The organism is Shewanella litorisediminis, from assembly GCF_016834455.1.
In the GTDB taxonomy this organism is placed as follows: Bacteria; Pseudomonadota; Gammaproteobacteria; order Enterobacterales; family Shewanellaceae; genus Shewanella; species Shewanella litorisediminis.
In genome coordinates this window covers 1,663,459-1,684,910 of the sequence record NZ_CP069213.1, presented here as the reverse complement: position 1 = coordinate 1,684,910, position 21,452 = coordinate 1,663,459, and the positions used below count along the sequence as shown (strand labels likewise).

Annotated in this window: 16 protein-coding genes; 11 read left to right on the top strand and 5 right to left on the bottom strand. The window is 55.1% G+C overall.

Annotated elements, in window-relative coordinates; all coding sequences use genetic code 11:
* Positions 1-66: 66 nt before the first annotated feature.
* The gene (pflA, locus tag JQC75_RS07355) at positions 67-807 is read left to right on the top strand and encodes a pyruvate formate lyase 1-activating protein (protein WP_203326767.1); all 741 of its coding nucleotides are present in this window, start codon (positions 67-69) and stop codon (positions 805-807) included.
* Positions 808-860: 53 nt separating this feature from the next.
* Here the strand turns inward: pflA and yfbV are convergent, their stop codons facing one another.
* On the bottom strand, positions 861-1,304 hold the full coding sequence (yfbV, locus tag JQC75_RS07350) for a terminus macrodomain insulation protein YfbV (RefSeq protein WP_203326766.1): 444 nt from the start codon (positions 1,302-1,304) through the stop codon (positions 861-863).
* A 172-nt stretch (positions 1,305-1,476) separates the two neighbouring features.
* Between yfbV and ackA the strand changes: the two genes are divergently transcribed.
* The 3 genes from ackA to JQC75_RS07335 all read left to right on the top strand — a co-directional run bounded on the left by ackA (position 1,477) and on the right by JQC75_RS07335 (position 5,747).
* Positions 1,477-2,676, top strand: coding sequence for an acetate kinase (ackA, locus tag JQC75_RS07345; protein ID WP_203326765.1), 1,200 nt, complete (start codon positions 1,477-1,479; stop codon positions 2,674-2,676).
* Between the two features lie 92 nt (positions 2,677-2,768).
* Entirely contained in the window at positions 2,769-4,910 is a 2,142-nt protein-coding gene (gene pta / locus JQC75_RS07340) for a phosphate acetyltransferase (protein WP_203326764.1), read from the top strand.
* Between the two features lie 399 nt (positions 4,911-5,309).
* Positions 5,310-5,747 carry a hypothetical protein gene (locus JQC75_RS07335; RefSeq protein ID WP_203326763.1) on the top strand — a complete coding sequence of 146 codons (438 nt, stop codon included), beginning with the start codon at positions 5,310-5,312 and terminating at the stop codon, positions 5,745-5,747.
* 928 nt (positions 5,748-6,675) lie between these two features.
* On the opposite strand, the gene JQC75_RS07330 is transcribed toward JQC75_RS07335, so the two are convergent.
* The gene (locus JQC75_RS07330; protein WP_203326762.1) at positions 6,676-7,602 is read right to left on the bottom strand and encodes a class I SAM-dependent methyltransferase; all 927 of its coding nucleotides are present in this window, start codon (positions 7,600-7,602) and stop codon (positions 6,676-6,678) included.
* 79 nt (positions 7,603-7,681) lie between these two features.
* The gene (locus tag JQC75_RS07325; RefSeq protein ID WP_203327153.1) at positions 7,682-8,707 is read right to left on the bottom strand and encodes an AI-2E family transporter; all 1,026 of its coding nucleotides are present in this window, start codon (positions 8,705-8,707) and stop codon (positions 7,682-7,684) included.
* Between the two features lie 130 nt (positions 8,708-8,837).
* On the opposite strand from JQC75_RS07325, the gene folX reads away from it, so the two are divergent.
* A complete protein-coding gene (folX, locus tag JQC75_RS07320; protein ID WP_203326761.1) occupies positions 8,838-9,206 on the top strand; it encodes a dihydroneopterin triphosphate 2'-epimerase in 369 nt (122 codons plus the stop codon).
* A gap of 57 nt (positions 9,207-9,263) precedes the next feature.
* Positions 9,264-10,151, top strand: a complete 888-nt coding sequence (locus JQC75_RS07315) for a TIGR01777 family oxidoreductase (protein ID WP_203326760.1) — start codon at positions 9,264-9,266, stop codon at positions 10,149-10,151.
* A 3-nt stretch (positions 10,152-10,154) separates the two neighbouring features.
* On the opposite strand, the gene JQC75_RS07310 is transcribed toward JQC75_RS07315, so the two are convergent.
* Entirely contained in the window at positions 10,155-12,611 is a 2,457-nt protein-coding gene (locus JQC75_RS07310; protein ID WP_203326759.1) for an ABC transporter permease, read from the bottom strand.
* Entirely contained in the window at positions 12,605-13,348 is a 744-nt protein-coding gene (locus JQC75_RS07305) for an ABC transporter ATP-binding protein (RefSeq protein WP_203326758.1), read from the bottom strand. The genes JQC75_RS07310 and JQC75_RS07305 overlap by 7 nt, the downstream gene beginning before the upstream one ends.
* On the opposite strand from JQC75_RS07305, the gene JQC75_RS07300 reads away from it, so the two are divergent.
* The 5 genes from JQC75_RS07300 to JQC75_RS07280 all read left to right on the top strand — a co-directional run bounded on the left by JQC75_RS07300 (position 13,338) and on the right by JQC75_RS07280 (position 21,433).
* On the top strand, positions 13,338-13,964 hold the full coding sequence (locus tag JQC75_RS07300; RefSeq protein WP_239002105.1) for an arylesterase: 627 nt from the start codon (positions 13,338-13,340) through the stop codon (positions 13,962-13,964). The genes JQC75_RS07305 and JQC75_RS07300 overlap by 11 nt on opposite strands.
* Before the next feature lie 112 nt (positions 13,965-14,076).
* Positions 14,077-15,231, top strand: a complete 1,155-nt coding sequence (locus JQC75_RS07295) for a DUF481 domain-containing protein (protein WP_239002104.1) — start codon at positions 14,077-14,079, stop codon at positions 15,229-15,231.
* A 199-nt stretch (positions 15,232-15,430) separates the two neighbouring features.
* A complete protein-coding gene (locus JQC75_RS07290) occupies positions 15,431-16,495 on the top strand; it encodes a DUF3083 family protein (RefSeq protein ID WP_203326757.1) in 1,065 nt (354 codons plus the stop codon).
* Positions 16,496-16,710: 215 nt separating this feature from the next.
* The gene (locus JQC75_RS07285; protein ID WP_203326756.1) at positions 16,711-18,102 is read left to right on the top strand and encodes an aspartate aminotransferase family protein; all 1,392 of its coding nucleotides are present in this window, start codon (positions 16,711-16,713) and stop codon (positions 18,100-18,102) included.
* A 115-nt stretch (positions 18,103-18,217) separates the two neighbouring features.
* Entirely contained in the window at positions 18,218-21,433 is a 3,216-nt protein-coding gene (locus JQC75_RS07280; RefSeq protein WP_203326755.1) for an intermembrane phospholipid transport YdbH family protein, read from the top strand.
* The last annotated feature ends 19 nt before the right edge of the window (positions 21,434-21,452 follow it).

The following is a 21,452-nucleotide window of genomic DNA, read 5'->3' as shown; positions in this document are numbered from 1 at the left end:
GGTTGCTAAAGGACAATTGTGGCAAGCCACAATTGTCCTCAGTTTCAGCCAATCCCAGGAGTTTCAATGACAGTCACAGGCAGGGTTCATTCAGTGGAATCCTTCGGCACAGTGGACGGTCCCGGCATCAGGTTTATTACCTTTATGCAGGGCTGTTTGATGCGCTGCCAATACTGCCATAACCGCGATACCTGGGACTTGGATGGCGGCAAGGAAATGCAGGTCGATGAGCTGATGAGCCAAATCATCAGCTATCGGCCTTTTTTGGATGCCAGCGGAGGCGGTGTGACTGCAAGCGGCGGTGAAGCCATACTGCAGGCCGAATTTGTGGCTGAGCTCTTCAAAGCCTGCCGCGCCGAAGGCATTCATACCTGTCTTGATACCAACGGCTTCGTGCGCAAGTACACCCCCGCCATTGATGTGCTTTTGGACAACACAGACCTGGTGCTCTTGGATATCAAACACATGGATGATGCCAAACATCAGGACTTAACCAAGGTCAGTAATCATCGCACCCTGCAGTTTGCCGAATACCTCGCCAAACGCGGCCAGAAAACCTGGATCCGTTACGTGGTAGTCGCTGGGTTTACCGAAGATGTTGAGAGTGCTGAAAAGCTGGCTGATTTTATCGCCCCCATGGACAACGTGGAAAAAGTAGAGCTGCTGCCCTACCACGAACTTGGCAAACACAAGTGGGAAGCCATGGGTGAGGATTATTCGCTGAAGGGGATTCATCCCCCCGGCACAGATACCATGGAAGCCATAAAAGCCGTCTTTACACGCCGCGGACTGAACGCGACTTATTAAGCCGGACTCTTACAGGCACAGTTGAAAATGCGCTGGGTGAGTCTGTCGAAGACTCACAGTTCGTCCCAGTAACTTGCATCGAGTCGGTCGAAGGCTATCTTCAAGAGATTAGCCATATCGAGATAGCAGGCCTTGGCACCAAGAGGAATGTAATTCACCCCAATGGCTTGAAGACGTTCCTGCACTTGGTTGCCAAAGCTGAGCAAAGACAGGGGCAAAGGATGACGGGCACGCTGCCCCAGCCACAGTATGCCCTGGAGTGGCAGACTGAGGAAAAACAGGCCGATGGCGATAGCCTGAGGCAAAAAAGCCCAGCCATGGAGATAAATTTGGCTGGCAGCCGCCAGCAAGGCGAAAGGCGGCATAAAACGTATGGCGAGGGACGTTGCCTTAACGACGCGATATTCCGGGAAAAAATACCCCAGAGGTTTCGCCATCGGCCAGGCCTTCATATAACGATGGCCATCGCGCAGGGTGGAAAACAGCTGAAATTTCATCAACCCGGGAACCTATGGACAACACAGACTGCTTTAACCTTAGCACAAAGGCAGTCGGCTTCCCAAGCGTGGCTCAGGGAAGCAGATGAGAAGTGTTAATGGCCTGCCCGCCAGGCAAAGTCGCCGGAGCAAGATCCGGCCAACTATATTCATGACGCAAAAAGGTTTTATCATGTCCAATACTTTGGTTCTGGTACTCAACTGTGGCAGCTCTTCACTGAAGTTTGCCATTCTGGACGCCACCAATGGCGACGAAAAAATTTCAGGTCTCGCCGAGTGCTTTGGCCTGGAAAACGCCCGCATCAAGTGGAAGTTGCGCGGCGAGAAACACGAAGCCAGTTTGGGCGCCTTCAGCGCTCACCGCGAAGCGGTGGAATACATAGTCAACAAAATTTTGGTGAATGAGCCCGAACTGAAAGGTCAGCTGATTGCCATTGGCCACCGCATCGTTCACGGGGGCGAAAAGTTCACCCACTCCATGATTATCGATGATGCCGTCCTCAGGGGCATCGAAGATTGTGCCTCTCTGGCGCCACTTCATAACCCTGCACACCTTATCGGTATCCGCGCTGCACAGGCCTCTTTCCCTGCGCTGCCACAGGTGGCGGTGTTTGACACAGCCTTCCACCAGAGCATGCCGGACCGCGCCTATATCTATGCCCTGCCCTATAAGCTCTACCGCGAACACGGCATCCGCCGCTACGGCATGCACGGCACCAGCCATTTGTTCGTGAGCCGCGAAGCCGCCAAGGCGCTCGGTAAAGACGTGAATGACACCAACGTGATTTGTGCCCATCTGGGTAACGGCGCCTCTGTGACCGCCGTGAAAGGCGGCAAGAGTGTAGACACCTCCATGGGTCTGACCCCGCTGGAAGGTCTGGTTATGGGCACCCGCTGTGGCGATTTGGACCCATCCATCATCTACCATCTGGTGCATCAGCTGGGCTACACCCTGGATGAAGTGAATAACCTGATGAACAAGCAAAGTGGTTTGCTGGGTATTTCTGAGCTCACCAACGATTGTCGCGGTATCGAAGAAGGCTACGCCGAAGGCCACAAGGGCGCGACCCTGGCGCTGGAAATCTTCTGCTATCGCCTCGCCAAGTACATCGCCTCCTACACAGTGCCGCTGGGCCGTTTGGACGCTGTCGTATTTACCGGCGGTATCGGCGAAAACTCCGACCTTATCCGCGAAAAAGTACTGAATCTGCTTGAAATCTTTAAGTTTGAAGTCGACAGCGAGCGTAACAAGGCAGCCCGCTTCGGCAAGCAAGGCGTGATTACCAAAGATGGCAGCCCGGTAGCCATGGTGATCCCCACCAACGAAGAGTGGGTCATTGCCGAAGACTCACTGCGCCTGGTCAGTAAATAAGGCGCCGCCGCCCCGGGGATACCCGCGGGCGGCTTTGCATTGTAACGCATCTGATGGCCCGCCCATCACAGCAACACCACAAGAGGTACTTTATGTCCCGCAACATCATGTTGGTTCCCATAGGCACAGGCGTTGGCCTCACCTCTCTGAGCCTGGGCATGGTGCGCGCACTGGAACGCCACGGCGTCAAGGTGCAGTTCTTTAAGCCCATCAGCCAGCAGCGCCCTGCCGACTCAGGTCCAGAGCGCTCAACCACTATTTTGTCCAAGTCGCCCACGGTGAACCCGCTTGAGCCCTTCGACATGCAACATGCTGAGTCGCTCATCCGCACAGACCAGACCGATGTGCTGATGGAGCAAATCATTGCCCGCGCCAATGAAATTGCTGCCAATACCGAGACCCTCATCATTGAAGGTTTGGTGCCAACCCGCAGCCATTCTTTCTCCGATGATGTGAACTACGCCATCGCCAAGGCGCTGGATGCCGACGTGATTTTCATTGCCACCCCCGGCAACGACACCCCGAATGCGCTGATGAACCGCCTGGAAATCGCCTACAACAGCTGGGGCGGCGCCAAGAACAAGCGCCTGATTGGCGCTGTGATCAACAAGATTGGTGCACCGGTGGACGACGAAGGACGCACCCGTCCTGACTTATCGGAAGTGTTTGACCATCAGGACATCCAAAAAGGCGATGCCACTGCCATGTTCCAGCTGCCCGGCAAGAGCAAGCTGCGCATCCTCGGCAGCGTGCCTTATAACCTGGATCTGGTGTCCCCCCGCGCCTCAGACCTTGCCAAGCACCTACATGCACGCATCCTCAATGCCGGCGAGATGAACACCCGTCGTCTGCGTAAGGTGACCTTCTGTGCCCGCTCCATTCCCAATATGCTCAGTCACTTCCGCACCGACTCGCTGCTGGTGACCTCGGGCGATCGCTCCGATGTGATTGTGGCAGCCTGCCTTGCGGCCATGAATGGTGTGAAGATTGGCGCCCTGCTGCTCACCGGCTCATACGAGCCTGAGCCAGAAGTATTGAAGCTGTGTGAACAGGCCTTCGAAACCGGTCTGCCGGTGTTTATGATAGACACCAACACCTGGCAAACCTCGCTGAATATCCAGCGCTTTAACCACGAAGTGCCGGTAGATGATGCCGTGCGTATCGAACTGGTGCAGGAATATGTGGCCAGCCACATCGACCAAAGCTGGATTGAAAGCGTGACCGAAAATTCGCCCCGCGAACATCGCCTGTCACCTCCGGCGTTCCGCTACAAGCTGACTGAGCTGGCCCGCGCCGCGAAAAAGTGCATCGTGCTGCCGGAAGGCGACGAGCCCCGTACCATCAAGGCGGCCAGCATTTGCGCCGAACGCGGAATCGCCCGCTGTGTGCTTTTGGGTAAACGAGACGAAATTTTGCGTATTGCTGCAGCCCAGGATGTGGTGCTGGGTGAAGGCGTTGAGATTCTCGACCCCGAAGATATCCGCGAGCAATATGTTGAGCCCATGCTGAATCTGCGTCGCCACAAGGGCCTGACCGAAGTGGTGGCCCGTGAACAGCTGGAAGACAATATGGTGCTTGCTACCATGATGCTGGCCGAAGACGAAGTGGACGGCATTGTGTCTGGTGCAGTGAACACCACCGCCAACACCATTCGCCCACCGCTGCAGCTTATCAAAACGGCTCCCGGCTCCAGCCTGGTGTCGTCTATCTTCTTTATGCTGATGCCGGATCAGGTGCTGGTGTATGGCGACTGCGCCATCAACCCAGACCCCAATGCAGAACAACTGGCCGACATCGCCATTCAGTCGGCTGAGTCAGCCAAGGCCTTTGGCATTGAGCCCCGCGTCGCCATGATAAGTTACTCCACCGGTAACTCGGGCACAGGCTCTGATGTGGACAAGGTTCGCGAAGCCACCCGCATCGCCAAAGAGAAGCGCCCCGATCTCATCATCGACGGCCCATTGCAGTACGATGCTGCGGTGATGCCAAACGTGGCACGCTCAAAGGCACCGGACAGTCCTGTCGCAGGTAAGGCTACTGTGTTTGTGTTCCCCGATCTCAATACCGGTAACACCACCTACAAAGCCGTGCAGCGAAGCGCAGAGCTAATCAGCATCGGCCCTATGCTGCAGGGCATGAGAAAACCGGTGAACGACCTGTCCCGCGGCGCCCTGGTAGACGACATCGTTTACACCATCGCCCTGACCGCTATTCAGGCGACACAGCAGCAGTAACCCCACAATCACGAATAAAAAAACGCCGTCCATTGATGGCGTTTTTTATTGCTCACTGTCTGGATATTTTTAGGATCCGCAGGCTCTCAGGGGATCAGGAAAGCGATCTTTGTAGTTGAAGACTGGGGGATGAAGGCGTAGAAAAGTCGACCAAAAAACGCCGAACAAACAAGCGACAATTTTTTAGCCAACCGTCAAAATACTGCGGTGGCAACCACTTAAGATAAATATCCTCATTCTTCAACATACTTGTCCACAGATTCTGTGGATAAGATGCGAAGCTCAGCTTTACAGATATGACAGTTTTCGTTGCAGATCGCAAGAGATCAAATCCATCCCTTGTACTGAAAGCTGAAATTTCTGATACTTAGGGTGTTAATCATCAGTTAGCAGGTACCCATGCGCGCATTTTTGTTGATAGTGTTTTTCATGCTTGCAGGTTGCAATGAGTCCGTTGAAAGCGCCACCAGCCCGAACCTGACGCCCGAGCAGGTTAGCCTGGGCTTCTTCAGCGCCATATACGTCAACCGCGATGTAGCAGAGGCCAAACGCTTTGTGGACGCCCCTATGCAGGAGGTGCTCGGCCACTACCACATTGCCGCCTCGGTACAGCGGCATATGCTTAACCTGTCGATGACAGACGTGGAATTGGAAATCGAAGAAATCGATATCGACTTCTTTCGCAAATTCACCGACGATGTCACCGTTAAGGTGAAACTCAAGGGTCTCAGAGGCGGCCAGCCCTGGCTGGATGACAGAACCGTAAGGCTGAACAAACGAGGCAAAAACTGGGTGATTGTCGAGATTATGACCGAAAAACGCGCCGCGAATGGTTGAGATTACACCGCCCATGAAAAAGGCCACCCGAGGGTGGCCTTTTTACTGATTATTATTTTTTTAGGTCTGCATGTCCCGGGACATGGAGGATTCTCAATCCAAAAACGCTTCTTCGTCCTTTTCCAGGGGCAAAGACTCGATCACTTCATCCTGCACCTGATAATACGCGTTTTCGTACTCATGAATTTCCATAACGGACTCCAGCTTTGGTTTGGGTCGGGTACTGAGGTTCTGTCTATTCTTCGCAGACATGAACTCGTTGTAATCCCTGTCTGAGGGCTGACAGCGCCGACTCTGTGCGCATCCCTTATCGTTGAGGACATCTTGTCCAAGGGTACCGCCAGTGGCTCGATTACGGGGCGCAGTATACCAACTAAAAATCAAAGATTACAGTTTACTTTCACTTTTGTTGCCATTTTTTGGTTAAAACCCGCAAACAAACGCTCAAAAAGTCACCAATCAGTAATGCGCCATGAAAGTCTTTCAAAATGACTTATCAGCAGAGCCGCATTCCCTGTGGGAGCAACAGCTGAATTTATTTGGTACGGATTGATTTTTACAACGAAACAGTCTAGGCGCCGCGCTTACTGCGGTGCTATTAGTTAAAAGTCAACTGTTGGAGGCTGTCATATGAATGCGCTGATAGACTTTCAGGCCGGCAGGCTTGCGGCCCTCATTGGACGTGGGGACATATTGGGGATGAGGATGTTTATGGAAAACATGCATATCCCACTGGATGTGCAAGACAGGTTATGTAATGAAATGCATAGTCTGAGCGATCCCCTGCACATCGCATCCTGGCTCGAGAACAACGGACACTCGACGTTTCCGGAACGTTTAACCTATTGACTCATCGATAAAAAGGGCCAAAAGAGGCCCTTTTATTCTGTCTCGCATTAGTGAGGTAATTACATACCCAAGGTGCACATCAGGCATCTTCGGCGGGTGTATGCTTTTGATAGTGCAGCACCTTCAATGACTTCTCCTCGTCCACGTCGGCGTACACTGCAGGATTGGCGATACGTGATACAAACGCCAACGATGGTGCCGTCTCGGCGACCTGTGACATCAAAAAGTCACTGCCAAGCTCAGGGGCATTCAGGCACAGCAACAGGTCACCGCCTTCCTTTACCAGCTCGGGCAAACGTCTCAGCAAACGCACATAGTCCTTGGTGGCAATAAAACTGCCCTTTTGGTTACTTGGCGGATCGGCGATCACCAAATCATAGGGGCCGTAGCGGGTCAGCTTGCCCCAACTGCTGAAAATGTCATGCCCCAAAAATCTGGCGCCCCCCACCAGTCCATTGAGCTCATGGTTCTGTTTGCCAATGGAGAGCGCGCCCTTGGCCATGTCGATATTCACCACCTCGGTTGCACCGCCGGCCAGGGCTGCTACCGAAAAAGCACAGGTATAACTGAATAGATTCAGTACCTTCTTTCCCTTGGCATGCTGGTGTACGAAGCGGCGACCTTCGCGCATATCGAGAAAGAGCCCATGATTCTGTCCGCGCATCAAATGCACCCGAAACTTAAGCCCCTGCTCTTCAATCACATGAGAGTCCGGCAACTCACCACATAGGCATTCAGTACGGGTACCCGAACCGCTGCGATACTGGTACACCCATGTCAGGGGAGCACCCTGACCCACCCGCTGCCAAAACGCCTCCAACGCGGCTTTAGCCATCGCCAGGTCATCGGCGCTGAGTTCACTGAAAGAGGTCAACAGCAACGCCGGGGCATACCAATCAAGACACAGGTGCTCGGCGCCGGGATAACGGCCACCGCGACCGTGGAATATACGTCGGCAATCTTCCGGTAAATCGGCCGTCGCTAAAAAGTCGATAAAAGCCTGCATGAAAACCCGGTTCCTCTAAAAATAGGCTTCTGAAAATACAATGGGCGGCCAGGCCGCCCAATTGGAATATGATTGGATGTCAGGCCTTATCTACCGGTGCATCATTGGCCGGTTTAAGCTCTGAGTCCACGTCATCCGCCAGCAATATGGCCAGCCAGCGGCCACTGCTGCTGCGCTCCAGGGCAATTTTAACAATCATGGTCAGTGGCACTGATAAAAGCATGCCCACCGAGCCCAGGAGCCATCCCCAGAATATCAAACTCAGGAACACCACCAGGGTCGACAACCCCAGCCCCCTGCCCATGAATTTGGGTTCTATCACGTTGCCCATGACCATGTTGGTGCCAAGGTAGAGGAGCGCCGTGCCACCGGCAGCAGCGGGGCCAAGTTGAATAAAGGCCAGCAGGATAGCGGGAATGGCGGCGATAATCGAGCCGATATTGGGAATGTAGTTAAACAAAAAGGCAATCACCGCCCAAAGGAGCGCGTAGTCAACCCCAATCACCGCAAGGCCAATCCCCACCACGGCGCCGGTGGCCAGGCTCACCAGCGTCTTTATCACCATATATTGGTTAACCGAGTGCAGAAACTTGTCGATTTGCTGCAGGCGCATGTCCGGATCATCCAGTGCCAAATGCACTTTTTTCGGCAAGGACTGGGCCTCAAACAGCATAAATACAATGGTCAGGATTATCAGGAACAGGTTCGCCATCACGTTACCCACACCCGACAGCATATTGGTGGTCATCGACAGCGCCATACCCGGGTCAAAATAAGCCAGCACCTGCTCTTTGGAAATGCGGATATTTAACGTCTGCAGCTTTTCCAGCACCCAGCCAAACTGTTGGATAAGCTGATCCCGATAGTGGGGTAACTGCTTGGAAAATTCGTTGATTGAGCTACCGACCAGGGTGGCCAGCCAGAGCCCCAACATCACAATAAAAAACATCAGCAACATCACCGCGAGCCACTTGGGCACCCGAAAACGCATCATCCAGGTGATGACTGGGTTGCAGATCACCGCAATAAAGGCCGACAGCACAAAAGGCACCACGATGGGACTGGCCGCCTTGATGCCCGCCAGTATGACCACCACAAAGGCCATAATGGCAAAACCACGAAAAGCCACCGAGGTCTGTTCAAAGGGGTTTGGCAAAATAAAATCCTTCTATTTCAAACAAAACTTGCTAACCTTGCCCTCAATTTCCATCAAAGACAGATAAGTTGACACGGTTATGAAATCAGAGATCGCCACGATTCGCATCAAAAATCTGCGCCTGCGTACCCATATTGGCATCAAAGAAGATGAGATCCAGAATAAACAGGACGTTATCATCAACGTGGTCATCGCCTATCACGCCGGAAGGGCTCAAATGAGCGACAACATGGACGATGCCCTGAACTACCGCACCATTACCAAACGCATTATTGCCCTGGTGGAAGAAAACCGCTTTTCATTGCTTGAACACCTGACCGCACGGGTGCTGGACATTGCTTCTGAGCATACCAGTGTCATGGATGCCAGGGTTGAAGTCGATAAGCCCCACGCACTGCGTTTTGCCGATTCCGTCTCCATGGAACTCAGTTACCACAAAGACGCCTGATCTCTTTATGTCTTTGCAGGGTATATGCTTGTAAGAAGCAGATTGGCGGAGCAACCTATGAATATTCTACTGACAGGCGGCACAGGATTTATTGGTCGGGCACTGGTCAGTGCCCTGTCTGAACATCAACTCACTATCCTCACCCGGGACACGGGCGCTGCCGCTGAGTTACTGGGGGAGCAGCACCATTATCTTCGCTCCCTGGATAAGCTGGAAAACCTCAATGGCTTTGACGCCGTCATCAATCTTGCCGGTGAACCCATAGTCGGCAAACGCTGGAGCGACGCTCAGAAAAAGCATCTCTGCCACAGTCGCTGGGATCTGACCTCCTTGCTCACAGGCCTTATCCAGCAAAGCAGCGAGCCACCCTCGGTGTTTATCAGCGGCTCGGCTATCGGCTATTACGGTGCCCAGGGCAGTCAGCCAGTCACAGAATCCTCAAGCGCTCACAGTGAATTCACTCACATGCTCTGTGAAAAATGGGAGCAACTGGCACTGGATGCAGCAAGCGACGCTACCCGGGTCTGTGTTTTGCGCACAGGTATTGTGCTTGGCAAACACGGTGGAGCCCTGGCGAAGATGCTTCCCCCATTCAGGCTCGGACTTGGCGGCCCCATTGGCAGTGGTCAGCAGGGCATGAGCTGGATACATATGGCAGATATGATTGGTCTGATACGCTTCTTGCTGAACAATCCCAAATGCAGTGGCGTCTTTAACGCCACTGCACCCAATCCGGTGAGCAATAAGGTGTTTTCGCAAACGCTGGGAGAGGTACTGCACCGCCCGGCGCTGCTGCCTGCCCCCGCCTTTGCCCTGCACGCTTTACTGGGGGAAGCCGCCATCATGGTGCTGACCGGCCAGTATGTTCTCCCCAACAGGGCAATAGAGGCGGGGTTCGGTTTTCGCTTTCCTTATTTGCGCCAGGCGCTGGAAGACCTGCTGTGAAACTCAGGTCTCGGTGCGCAGCAGCGACAGGCAACTTTGCGATAGAAGCTCCCGGCAGCGCCAGTAGCCGAGCACAGCCACCAATACGGCCCCAAGCAGCGGCGCTTGTAACCACCACTGCAGGTGCCAGTTCACGCTGAGTTCGAATACCCAGGTTTTAAGCAGATAAAGTACGGCTTCTGTGACTATCACGGCCACAATCCCTGCCACGGCGCCCAGCACAGCAAACTCCAGCGTGGTCGCCAGGCGCAGCAGTCGCCCTCCGGCACCAAAGGTGCGCAGCACCGCAAGCTCACGCCTGCGCACCGACATGCCCGCTTCGGTTTGTGCCCAAAGCACCAGACTGCTGGATGCAATCACAAGCGCCAGCACCACCCCAAGCGCCAGCGACACCTGTGACACTATGCTCCTGAGCTGCGCCACCATGGCGCCCACATCTATCACAGACACCGTGGGGAATTGCTTTATCAGCGACACGACCAGGGGCCGTTTGGCCTCTTCCAGGTGAAAACTGAGCATCGAGGTGTAGGCAAAGGGTGCCAGGGCTTCTTTTGAAAAAATCATAAAGAAATTGGGCTGCATGGTTTCCCAGCGCACTTCCCGCAGGCTGGTCACCCGTACATCCAGTGTCTGGTTATCGATAACGAAGCTGAGGCTGTCCCCAAGCTTCAATCCCAGACGCTCGGCAACCTTGGTTTCCACCGACACACCATCAAGGGCATTATCGAACTCACCGGCAATCAGCTGATTGTTGGGGGGCAGGCTATCCCGCCATGTCATGTTCAGCTCACGGCCAATACCTACCCGCCCGGAGGCGCCTTCCTCTGCCTGGCGCTCGCTGATAAGCGCCTCGCCATTGATGGCAGAAAGCCTGCCTCGGATAACGGGGTAAATATCGGTGCGTTCGATTTGATGTTCGGCCAAAAAGGCTGCCATGGGCGCTTCGTCTTCCGGGCTGATGTTCACCAAAAAGAAATTGGGCGCACCTTCGGGTAACTGTTGCTGCCAGTCTTCCAAGAGGTCTTGCCTCAGCGCAAAGATGGTCAGCAGCAGCACCATAGCAGTAGAGAAACCCACCAGCTGCACCGAGTTTTGTGCCGCGCGGCGCCTCAGCCCCGCCAGCGCCAACTGCAGCGGATTGGTGGTTTTCAGCCCGGCGCCATGCCCCAGGCGTATCATCACAAACCCCAACGCAAAGAGGATAAGCCCCAGCAGCAAAGCCCCAAGCACCACAGCGCCGGTCAGCTGCCACGAACGGGAGTATGCATACCCAAGCAGCGCCATGGCGCTGAGGCTCAGCGCCGCATGCAGCCAAACACCGGCACTTTGCCCGGTCAGTTCACGTTGAAGCACCCTAAGGGGTGGAATGGCCAGAAGCCGCAGCAGCGGGTAGGCAGAGAACATCAGCGCACTGATGCTGCCGGTCAGCACACCCAGCAACATGGGCCGGAGCAGTGGCGCCTCATAGGCCGTGAGCTCAGGGGGCAGAAAGAGGGCTATCACAGCATCCAGCCCAAGCCCGCCCAGAATACCGGCCAGCACGCCAAACCCGGTCACCAGCGACAGATGCAGGGCAAACAGGGTACGGATTTCCTTTGCTGACGCGCCGAAGGTTTTGAACATGGCCACCACATCATAATGACGCTGGCAGTAACGCTGCGCGGCAATACCTATGGCAGCGCAGGCAAGCGCGATGCCCAGCAAGCTTGCGAGTAACAAAAACCGCTCGGCACGGGCGACGGCGCTGGCGATGGGTGAATCGCCTGACTTCACGTCCCGAAGGCGCTGGGAGCTGGTGAGTTCGGCCTTCAGCAACCCATCCAACTGGGCCAACCGCGCGCTGTCACCACTGAACTGATACAGGTAAGTTACCCGGCTGCCGGGGCCGACAATGCCGGTGGAGGCCACATCATCAATGCCCATCAAAACCACAGGTGACGAAGCAAAGGGGTTGAAGCCCGCATCGGGTAAGCGTTTGATTTCTTTTGTCAGCTTAAATTGTCTGTCACCCAGCTCCAGTGTTTCTGACTGGCCAATCAGGCCTGCCAGTCGTCCTTCGTACCAGAGAGTACCGGCCTCGGGCAATGTCTGGGTGGGACCATCCGCGAGCTCGATTTCACCTTTGAGCGGGTAGGTATTGCCCACGGCGCGCACCGTGACCAACTGAAAAGCATCCCCCGACCAGGCCATGGAATTGAACAGCAGGCTGTCGGCCCGCGCAAGGCCGATTGCATCCACCTTGGCCAGCAGCTCAGCGCCGAGTGGCTGAGGCGAGTCCACTACCCTGTCGGCGGCGGTAAACTTGGCCGCTTCACCGCTGATGGCAACCTGCAGCCTTTCACTCACCCGGGCAAGGCCGGTGACGGCCAGCACCGCCAGGGAAATGGCAAACAGGATAAGCAACAACTGCCCTTGTCTGAGCTCGCGCCAGAAAAGTCGCAATGCCAGAGACCTCAGCATGCGGCCTCCTTCATCTTGGTTTCACCCTGTGCCTGTGCCTTTGACTCACGCTGCCCTGGGGTGGTCTCGGCAAGCTCGCCTTCGGTCATGGTAAATTGCCGCTGGCAACGCAAAGCCAGTTGATTATCGTGGGTCACCAGTACCAGGGTCGTGCCGAGCTCAGCGTTGAGGGCAAACAGCATATCGGCCACCTTGTGGGCGTTGCCACCATCCAAATTTCCCGTCGGCTCGTCGGCAAAGAGTACCTTGGGCTCGCAAATAAAGGCGCGGGCAATGGCCACCCGCTGCTGCTCGCCGCCGGAAAGCTGTTTGGGCAAGTGATTAACCCGGTGGGAAAGCCCTACCCGTTCGAGCATGGCCTGGGCTTTGGCTTTGGCATCTTTCATCCCGGCAAGCTCGGCCGGCAGCATCACATTCTCCAGCGCCGTTAAGGTATCAACCAACATAAACGACTGGAAAATAAAGCTGATTTTTTTCTTTCGCAGGGCGGCTTTGGCTTCTTCACCAAGATTGGACAAGGCGCTGCCATCGAGCCAAATTTCCCCTTCCGATGGCGTGTCCAGGGCCGCGAGCAGCCCCAGCAACGTGGACTTGCCCGAACCCGATGGCCCGATAATGGCCACACTTTCTCCCGGCTTGACTTCCATATCCACGCCTTTCAGGATAGTGAGCTCCCCTTCCTGGGTTTGAACCTTTTTCTTGAGGTGGACGACTTTGATGGCATGCATGTCTGACATAATTTCCTGTTTCCGTAAATCCCGTAGTCTGGCCGGTTTACTGGCCTGCCTTGTCCTGGCGTTCCCCCTGAAGGCCGAAACTATATTAATCCTCGGTGACAGCCTGAGTGCAAGTTACGGTATGGAAGAAAACCAGGGCTGGATCAATTTGATGCGCCCTCAGTTGCAATCCCACACCCTGATTAATGCCGCCGTGAGCGGCGAAACCAGCGCCGGCGGTCTGCGCCGATTGCCCGCCCTGCTTGAGTCTGCCAAACCCGAGCTGGTGTTTGTGATGTTGGGTGGTAACGACGGTTTGCGGGGTTTTTCACCCGCAGAGCTGAAAAATAATCTTACAAAAATCATTGACCTGAGTATCGCTTCAGGGGCGCGAGTGCTCTTAAGCGAAGTGATGGTGCCCACCAACTATGGCCAGCGCTATGCCAAGGCCTTTGCCCAAGTGTATCAAGAGCTGGGGAGGCGTGAAGGGGTGACCCTGATGCCGTTTTTCATGACAGACATCATCGTCGACCCAGACCTGATGCAAAGGGATGGTATACATCCCAATGAAGCGGCGCAGCCAAAGATAGCCGATATCATGCTGCCCTATTTCAGCAGCGCACTTGCAGCCAAATGAGGGCATTGGCTTGAGGACAGCGCAAGGCTCCTCTATAAGCTGTAAGTTAACAGTGTTCAGTGGCTGTTGAAGGAAGCAACCCCAGTCGGATGATATTGCAAGGAGCATCATAGTGAAACCATCCTCAATCCCACACGAGCTGAGCAGCCGTCCGCTGGCATCAACTGCGGCCAACCATAAGGTGGCGCGCGTCGCCTTGGCATGCATGGCACAGACTCTGGTTGTCGGCGTCGCCCTAGCCCCCTTCGTGGCTCCCCTTGCGCAGGCCTCGCCGCCTCCCTTTGAAGTGTCAGTAGACAGCCAATACGATTGGCTGCTGCTGTCGTCCAATGAATTACTCAAAGGGGAAATCAAACACCTCTACGATGACAGGCTGGAGTTTGAAAGCGATAAACTCGATACCCTGATTATAGATTGGGAAGACATCAAGGCCCTCAAGAGTGCCGGAACCCTGTCGGTGGGCCTTGAGGATTTAAGTACTATCACTGGCCAACTTGAAATCCGCAATCAGTCGGCCTGGCTCGATGGCAAACCTTTTGATCGTCGGCAAATCCTGACCATCATCCCCGGCGTGCAGCGGGAAGCAAACTACTGGTCGGCCAAAGTATCCCTCGGTGCCAATCTGCGTTCGGGCAACACCAGCCAGGTGGATTACAGCGCCAGCGCCGCCATTAAGCGGCGTACTACAGAATCACGCCTCAACAGCGATTACATGGGCAAGTATTCAAAGAGCGAAGGGGAAAACACGGTTAACAATCACAGGCTGGCAGGCAACTTCGATTGGTTTATCTCGAAGCGTTTCTATCTGCGCCCCGTGTTTGTGGAATATTATCGCGACCCTTTTCTCAATATCGATACCAAGGTAACTCTGGGAGCCGGGGTGGGGTACGATCTTATCGACACTGCCAAAACCGAATGGACCATTGGCGGCGGTCCGGCATACAGCTATACCCGCTTCGTTGATGTGGGGGTGGGCGAACCCGAAGATGAAAGCTCTGCAGCGCTTGTTATGGGTACCCGCTTTGAACACGAACTTACTGACGATATCGACTTCAATGCCCGCTACCAGATGCTCTATGGCAGTGAGGCTTCCGGGGGCTATTCACACCATGCCCTCACAGGCTTTTCCATCGACCTGACCGACATCTTCGATTTCGATGTGTCTCTGGTCTGGGACAGAACCAACAAACCCAAGGCGGGTAACGACGGCGTTGTGCCCAAGAGTAACGACTACCAGCTGATTATCGGGTTTGGCATCGATTTGTGAGAAATGGCTCACACATATGCCAAACACCAGCGAAATCCCGCTCACATCCGCGCTTGAGCGCAAGCTTTTTAAGCGAAAACTCATGCACCGGGAATAAAGTGAATAAAAGTGTGTGCCGGAACAACATTTCTGCAGCAATTCCCCGGTAGGATCCGCTGCAAAGAAACCAGTCAATGGTTATCGTACCCAAGGAGTGACTATGTCTTTTAACCATCAGCAAAAAGTCTATCTGCCCACGGACGCCCGTACTAACCAGTACATTACGGCAGAAATCAAGCTCACGGACGCCCTGCTGAACCAATATCCTGATGTCATGAGCTGCTATCAGGCGCTGGCAAAACAGTTCTTCGAACTGGCCGAACGCCACGATTTGCGAAACGTTCATGTTATTGCCAATGATAAGCTGCCTGTTGTCCGCTTTCACACCGAGGCCTACTGTCTGGAAACCGACCAGCAGGTCATTTTCTTTTACAATCCCCGCTACCACGAAGCACAAAACCTGTTCGCCCGTGCCGACTACCGCACCCGCAAAATTCGCTTCCTGTTCCTTGCCGTGGGTGACGAGCTGCGCGCCAACTCTGCCAGTTTCCATACCCAGGTACAGGAGCTGCTTAAAGAGCTCTCGCCCCAGCTGGCCCTGGAGCAGCCCATTAAAATCCGCGACCACCAGCACCTGACCTATGATTTGTTCGCCCGGGCCAAGGGCAATAAGAAGACCTATGGTTACAAGCTGCGTGGGATCCCTCAGCGTTACAAGGCACGCAAGTGCGAGCTGCCCGCAGATGTCAGTGCCCTGAGCTACGCCACAGTCACCCTGCCACTGGGCCGTCGTCTCAAGCAGCGCCTGGGTGGTGAACATCCAACCAACTACGGCGACATTTACGCCAAACTGCAGGACTGCTTCCAAAAAGCAGTTCTGGAACATGGCTTTAAACGCGCTGCCATGGTGGCCAATGGCCTGCTGCCGCTGGTCAGAAACAGTAAATTTGACCGCCTCGAAACCAATAAAGGCGTGCAGATGCTTGGCTTTGACCCCAATGCCAGTGAACCCCAGTTTTTGGCCCACTGGCAGCCGGATAATCTGGTGGAAACCGCCTACTTTGTGATTGCCGCAGGCAGCGAAGACCACACAGATGCCGGTTTTGGCCGCTTTATGAACGAAGTGGAAGATGCACTTCGCCAGTTCGCCCGGGACATAGATCTCGATGGCGAACGTCAGGACCTGGTTATCCGCTTCCACCAACACATCAGCTACAAGCGCTGAAGGTATCTGGTGTAACGCGATAATCATCTGTTTAAAATGATAAAAAGGAGCCTTATGGCTCCTTTTTTTTCTTTTGTCAGCTTAGCTCTCCAGCACAGCTTCAATCAAACCCATGCTGCCACCCCGCCTCATCACTTGGGGCTATTGCCAACCCCTGCAGCCAATGATAATAATGAACGCCGCGTTCAATAAAACAAACAACAAGGAGCCATCACATGACCGCAAGCGGGATCAGTTCACACGCCGTAGAGACTTTTATGAGCCACGAGCGCAGCCACTTCATTGAGCGAAACCCCAAGTCCCGCAGTTTGGCCGAGCGTGCGCAAAAATCCCTCTATGGCGGCGTGCCCATGCACTGGATGGCCGACTGGTCTACCCCCTTTCCGCTGTTCGTTGAAAGCGCCAGCGGCGCCCGGTTCCGTGATGTGGATGGCCACGAATATGTGGATTTTTGCCTGGGCGACACCGGCAGCATGTTTGGTCACTCGCCGGCGGCTGTGGCCTCAGCACTGGCTCGCCAGTCCACCAAGGGCCTCACTACTATGCTGCCCGGCGAAGATGCCATTGTGTGCGGTGAGATTTTAAGCGAACGATTTGGCCTGCCCTACTGGCAGGTGACCGCCACGGCCACCGACGCCAACCGTTATGTGGTGCGCTGGGCCCGTGCCATCACCCAAAAGCCGGTATTACTGGTGTTTGACGGCTGCTACCACGGCACGGTTGACGATGTCATGGTGCGCACTCAAGGCAACCAAACCGTACATCGCCCGGGTCTGGTGGGCCAGGTGTATGATTTAAGCCAGTACAGCCGCGCCATTCCTTTTAACGACCTTGCCGCACTCGAACAGGCGCTGAAACAAGGGGATGTGTGCGCCCTCCTGTGCGAACCGGCCATGACCAACATAGGAATGGTGATGCCGGATGACGGCTTTATGCAAAAGTGCCGTGAACTGACCCGTCAATACGGCGCCCTGTTTGTGGTCGATGAAACCCACACCATCTCCACCGACATCGGTGGTTGTACGCGTCTGTGGCAACTTGACCCTGACTTCTTCGTGATGGGCAAACCCGTCGCCGGTGGCGTGCCCTGCGGCGTGTTCGGTTGCAGCGAGGCCATGAGTCAGGCCATGCAGGCAGCCAAAGCCAGAATCAATCAGCAGTCCCAGGGCCATGGTCACAGCGGCATGGGCACCACGCTGTCGGCCAATGCGCTCGCCATGCACTGCATGCGTGCCAATCTGAAAGACGTGATGAATCAGGATGCGTACGACCATATGCTGCCACTGGCAAAACGCCTCGCGGCAGGCTTTCGCGAGATCATCGCCAAGCACAGGCTGCCCTGGTCTGTGACCGAGCTTGGTGCCCGCTGTGAATTTCAGTTCTGCCAAACACCGCCGCGCACCGGCGCGGAGGCGGAAGCGGCCTTTCACGACGAGCTGCAAATGGCACTGCACTTGTACCTTATCAACCGTGGCATTCTGATCACCCCATTCCACAACATGACCCTGTGCTGCCCTCACACCAGTGCCGCCGATGTGGACAAGCTGGTCAGTACCCTAGATGACGCCCTCACAAGCCTCCTGGCCATTGAAGGCGCAAGGTTGTAACGCTACAGCTTACGGCGGCAGCGCTGCCACAGTATCGACTGCGCCCCGGGGCTGTAGCTACCGGGGTCCATCGTGCTAAACTCGCGCCATAGAGAGATTTTATGGTAACGGGACTTTGGCAAAACGCGCTGTTCGCCTGCTTGGGATCTTGCTCCTGTGCCTGCTGCTGCTCAGCGCGGGCGCGGCGGCACTGCTGTGGTATCAGGGCAAAGACTGGCTGACATCCCTTGCCCGGCATGAGCTTGCCAAATCCGGCGTCACACTCAACAGCCTGGCCTGGCGCATCGAATCCCACGGCATCACGCTGGAAAACCTCAATCTGGACATCGAAGACAGCCGTTTGCAGCTCGCAGGATTGCGATTTACTTTCGACAAGTCCCTCACCGAACTCACCCAAAACACCGTCACCGGCTATCTTAAGGGCGAACTTAGCTTTCCCCTGCCCCAGAGTATCGCGCTGGAGCAAAGCTATGTGTTTCTTGGCAGTCGCTCACTCATGGCCGCCGGTACTCATCAGGCCGATGACCGGGCTGCCTTGGCACTGGATTTGAACAAGCTGCCCCATATTGCACTGGGGCCGATAGACATAGACACCCAGCAGGGCAAGCTGCTGCGACTGGAGTATCTGTCGCTGAGTGAAGACAGACGACTTCTCAGTCGCATCGCCAATCCCGATGGCAATAAAATTCTGGATTTACACGCCAATTTAGGGAGAGACGCCTGGCAAACTGAGCTGGGGTTATCGCTGCCTGCCGCCCATGAGTTACTGAAACGACTGGCCGATACCGCCCTGCCCATCACACCGGACAACCCGCTGTTTGGCTTTTTGCAGCAGCTACGAAGGCTTGAGACCAGGTTTGAACCCTCCATCTCAGGCGAGCTCCACATTCAAAACCGCCTCACCCTGAAAAGTGCGGCACTCAGGAGTGAGTTCAATCTTAAACAGGCTGCCCTGACGCTGGATGCACTGGAGCAAGTCCATTTTGACCTGAGCGACACCGAGCTCAAAGCCAATGTGGATGGCGGAGCGGCAAGTGCCCGGTTAAGCCCGCTGATGATTAGCACGACATTAAGCCAATCGCAGCGTCAGGCGCTGCTGATGGCATTTGGCACCGACTCTGCCCCCCTTCCGGCAAGTGCCGAGTCAAATCCTGACCCGGCGCTCAACACCGCTGACATACTTCAAGCCCCCCTGGACTGGCTGTCAACGCTCGACTCTGCGCTGCTTGAGGCAAAGCCCCTTAGCCTCAAGCTTGCATTGCCAAAGGGCATCAGCATGACAAGCGGTGAGGCAACTGCTGCCCACATCATTGCCGACGCCAGCGCTGGCCCATGGCAGCTGGCATTGGCGGCAAGCCCGACACTGAATAGCCGGTTGCAACAGCCGCTTGATGGCCTGCTCGGCCCTGTGGAATTGAAACTTGCCCATAGCGGCGAGATAAACCTCAGCGCCCTGCTATCCGGTCTCGGCATAACCCTGACTGCAGGCACAGGCAAAGCAGCAACAATCAACCTTGGTAAGCCTCGGCTCTCGCTGACGGCGCAGCTGGCTTCAAGACTCACGTCAGAAGAAACTTCACAACAAGCTTCACAACAGGCGGCACAGCCCATGTCGCAGAAAAGCCGCGGGGCGCCCGTCACAGCGTCTGCGGGCTTAAACGATGAGGCGGCCAGCGACGGCAACAGCGCAAGCAGCCCAAACATTATTGGGCTTGAGCTTGATGAATTCAGCCTGGGTTTTGACCGCGCCGACCTGAATAGCGACAGCACTCACACCCTCTCCCAGGTGAGTCTGGGTGAAAGCCTTCTCCATCTGAATAAAAGCCTCAACAGCCACATCCGTGCAAGCTACCGCCCGGCCACTGCATCCCATCCGGGGGAGCTTAATGTGGCGCTGGGTGAAAAAACGGTAGATTCACAAAAGACGGAACTCGAATTCAGAGCGCGTGGGGTGTCCATCAGACAAAAACCTGTCGCTCAACAGGCCTTGGCGCAAGGTCAGGTTAAAGCGCCAGCGCAAGCCCTGACCAAACTCGACGTGGGTGATATCAGCTTACGCGCTGCCGTGCAGAAGCCCTGGGCATTGTCATTGCCACTTAACGCAGTACCCAAAGAGAACGCTCTGCTCGAACAGCTCTTGTCGTCCATGCCGGAACTCGCCTCAACTCTTAGCCTCAGCGACATCAGGGTACAAAGACAGGCGCCACACAGTGCCGACAGCAAGCGGCTGAAAACCACACGATTCGAGGTGGACTGGTTGGAACTTAAGCAGCAGCTCACCGCTAATCCGGGCCAAGTGCAAACCCACGAGCAGTGGCAACTGGGCCAGCATCAGCCGATACGGCTTAATAGCCAACATCAACTTGGGCTAATGGCGGGCGCTGTGCAAACGGTTAACGCAAGTTGGCAGGGCGATAACAGCCTTGGCAATTGGCGCGAGGCCCTGGCCGGCAGCCTGAATCTTTCGATCGACATTCCCCTTTCCGGCAATACCCACCTTAACGCCGAAATTGCACTGGATCTGGCCAAACAAACCACGGATATTCGGCTGAAAACCGACTTATCAGACCTCGAAGGCAGCGTGGGCAGCTATCCATTTCGGGGCGGCAACCTCAGTGCCACCTGCGGCCTGTTTCAGGACAAGCGCCGTGACAGTGATTTTCGCCTCGGCTGCGATAACCTGAGCTGGTCACTTGACCATTTTCAGCCGGGTATCATCCTCAGTGACATGAGTGGTCAGGGCACCCTTGCTCTGCAAAGCACAGAAGACGGCACCTTATCCGAGTTTGATATCGACATGACCAGTCGTGGCAAACTGCTGGAGGGGGAGTTTTTATTGCCCAAATTCAAACTCAATCTCAAACAGCCTTCCCACGCCTATCTGGTGCTCACTGGCCTCAGCCTCGAGGAAATGCTGGCGCTGCAGCCGGTAGAGGGTATCAGGGCCGATGGCATTTTTGATGGTGTACTGCCGGTGGATGTTCGCGCTCGCAAAGTCAGCGTGAGCGGCGGACGCATTGCTGCCCGGGCTCCCGGTGGCCTGATAGAAGTCTCCAACAACCCGGCAGTGGATGAACTGGTTGCCTCACAGCCGCATCTGGCGCTGGTATTTGATGCCCTTAAACATCTTGAATATTCGAGCCTTGCCGGCAGCTTCGACATGGTAGAGAGCGGCGATGCCATTATCAGTGTCGAAGTCAAAGGTAAGAGTGAGGGCATTGAACGCCCTGTACACTTGAATTACTCTCATGAAGAGAACTTATTGCAACTTATCCGCAGTCTGACCATAAGTGAAAAGCTGCAAAGTCATATTGAACAGAGTGTTAACTGAGGGACTCGCCCGTGAAATT

Excerpts from the sequence above, each read along its gene's own strand:
- yfbV (WP_203326766.1), bottom strand. The coding sequence starts at position 1,304 with ATGAAATTTCAGCTGTTTTCCACCCTGCGCGATGGCCATCGTTATATG.
- JQC75_RS07285 (WP_203326756.1), top strand. The coding sequence starts at position 16,711 with ATGACCGCAAGCGGGATCAGTTCACACGCCGTAGAGACTTTTATGAGC.
- JQC75_RS07325 (WP_203327153.1), bottom strand. The coding sequence starts at position 8,707 with ATGGCCTTTGTGGTGGTCATACTGGCGGGCATCAAGGCGGCCAGTCCC.
- JQC75_RS07335 (WP_203326763.1), top strand. The coding sequence starts at position 5,310 with ATGCGCGCATTTTTGTTGATAGTGTTTTTCATGCTTGCAGGTTGCAAT.
- folX (WP_203326761.1), top strand. The coding sequence starts at position 8,838 with ATGAAATCAGAGATCGCCACGATTCGCATCAAAAATCTGCGCCTGCGT.
- JQC75_RS07290 (WP_203326757.1), top strand. The coding sequence starts at position 15,431 with ATGTCTTTTAACCATCAGCAAAAAGTCTATCTGCCCACGGACGCCCGT.
- pflA (WP_203326767.1), top strand. The coding sequence starts at position 67 with ATGACAGTCACAGGCAGGGTTCATTCAGTGGAATCCTTCGGCACAGTG.
- ackA (WP_203326765.1), top strand. The coding sequence starts at position 1,477 with ATGTCCAATACTTTGGTTCTGGTACTCAACTGTGGCAGCTCTTCACTG.
- JQC75_RS07330 (WP_203326762.1), bottom strand. The coding sequence starts at position 7,602 with ATGCAGGCTTTTATCGACTTTTTAGCGACGGCCGATTTACCGGAAGAT.
- pta (WP_203326764.1), top strand. The coding sequence starts at position 2,769 with ATGTCCCGCAACATCATGTTGGTTCCCATAGGCACAGGCGTTGGCCTC.
- JQC75_RS07300 (WP_239002105.1), top strand. The coding sequence starts at position 13,338 with ATGTCTGACATAATTTCCTGTTTCCGTAAATCCCGTAGTCTGGCCGGT.
- JQC75_RS07310 (WP_203326759.1), bottom strand. The coding sequence starts at position 12,611 with ATGCTGAGGTCTCTGGCATTGCGACTTTTCTGGCGCGAGCTCAGACAA.
- JQC75_RS07305 (WP_203326758.1), bottom strand. The coding sequence starts at position 13,348 with ATGTCAGACATGCATGCCATCAAAGTCGTCCACCTCAAGAAAAAGGTT.
- JQC75_RS07315 (WP_203326760.1), top strand. The coding sequence starts at position 9,264 with ATGAATATTCTACTGACAGGCGGCACAGGATTTATTGGTCGGGCACTG.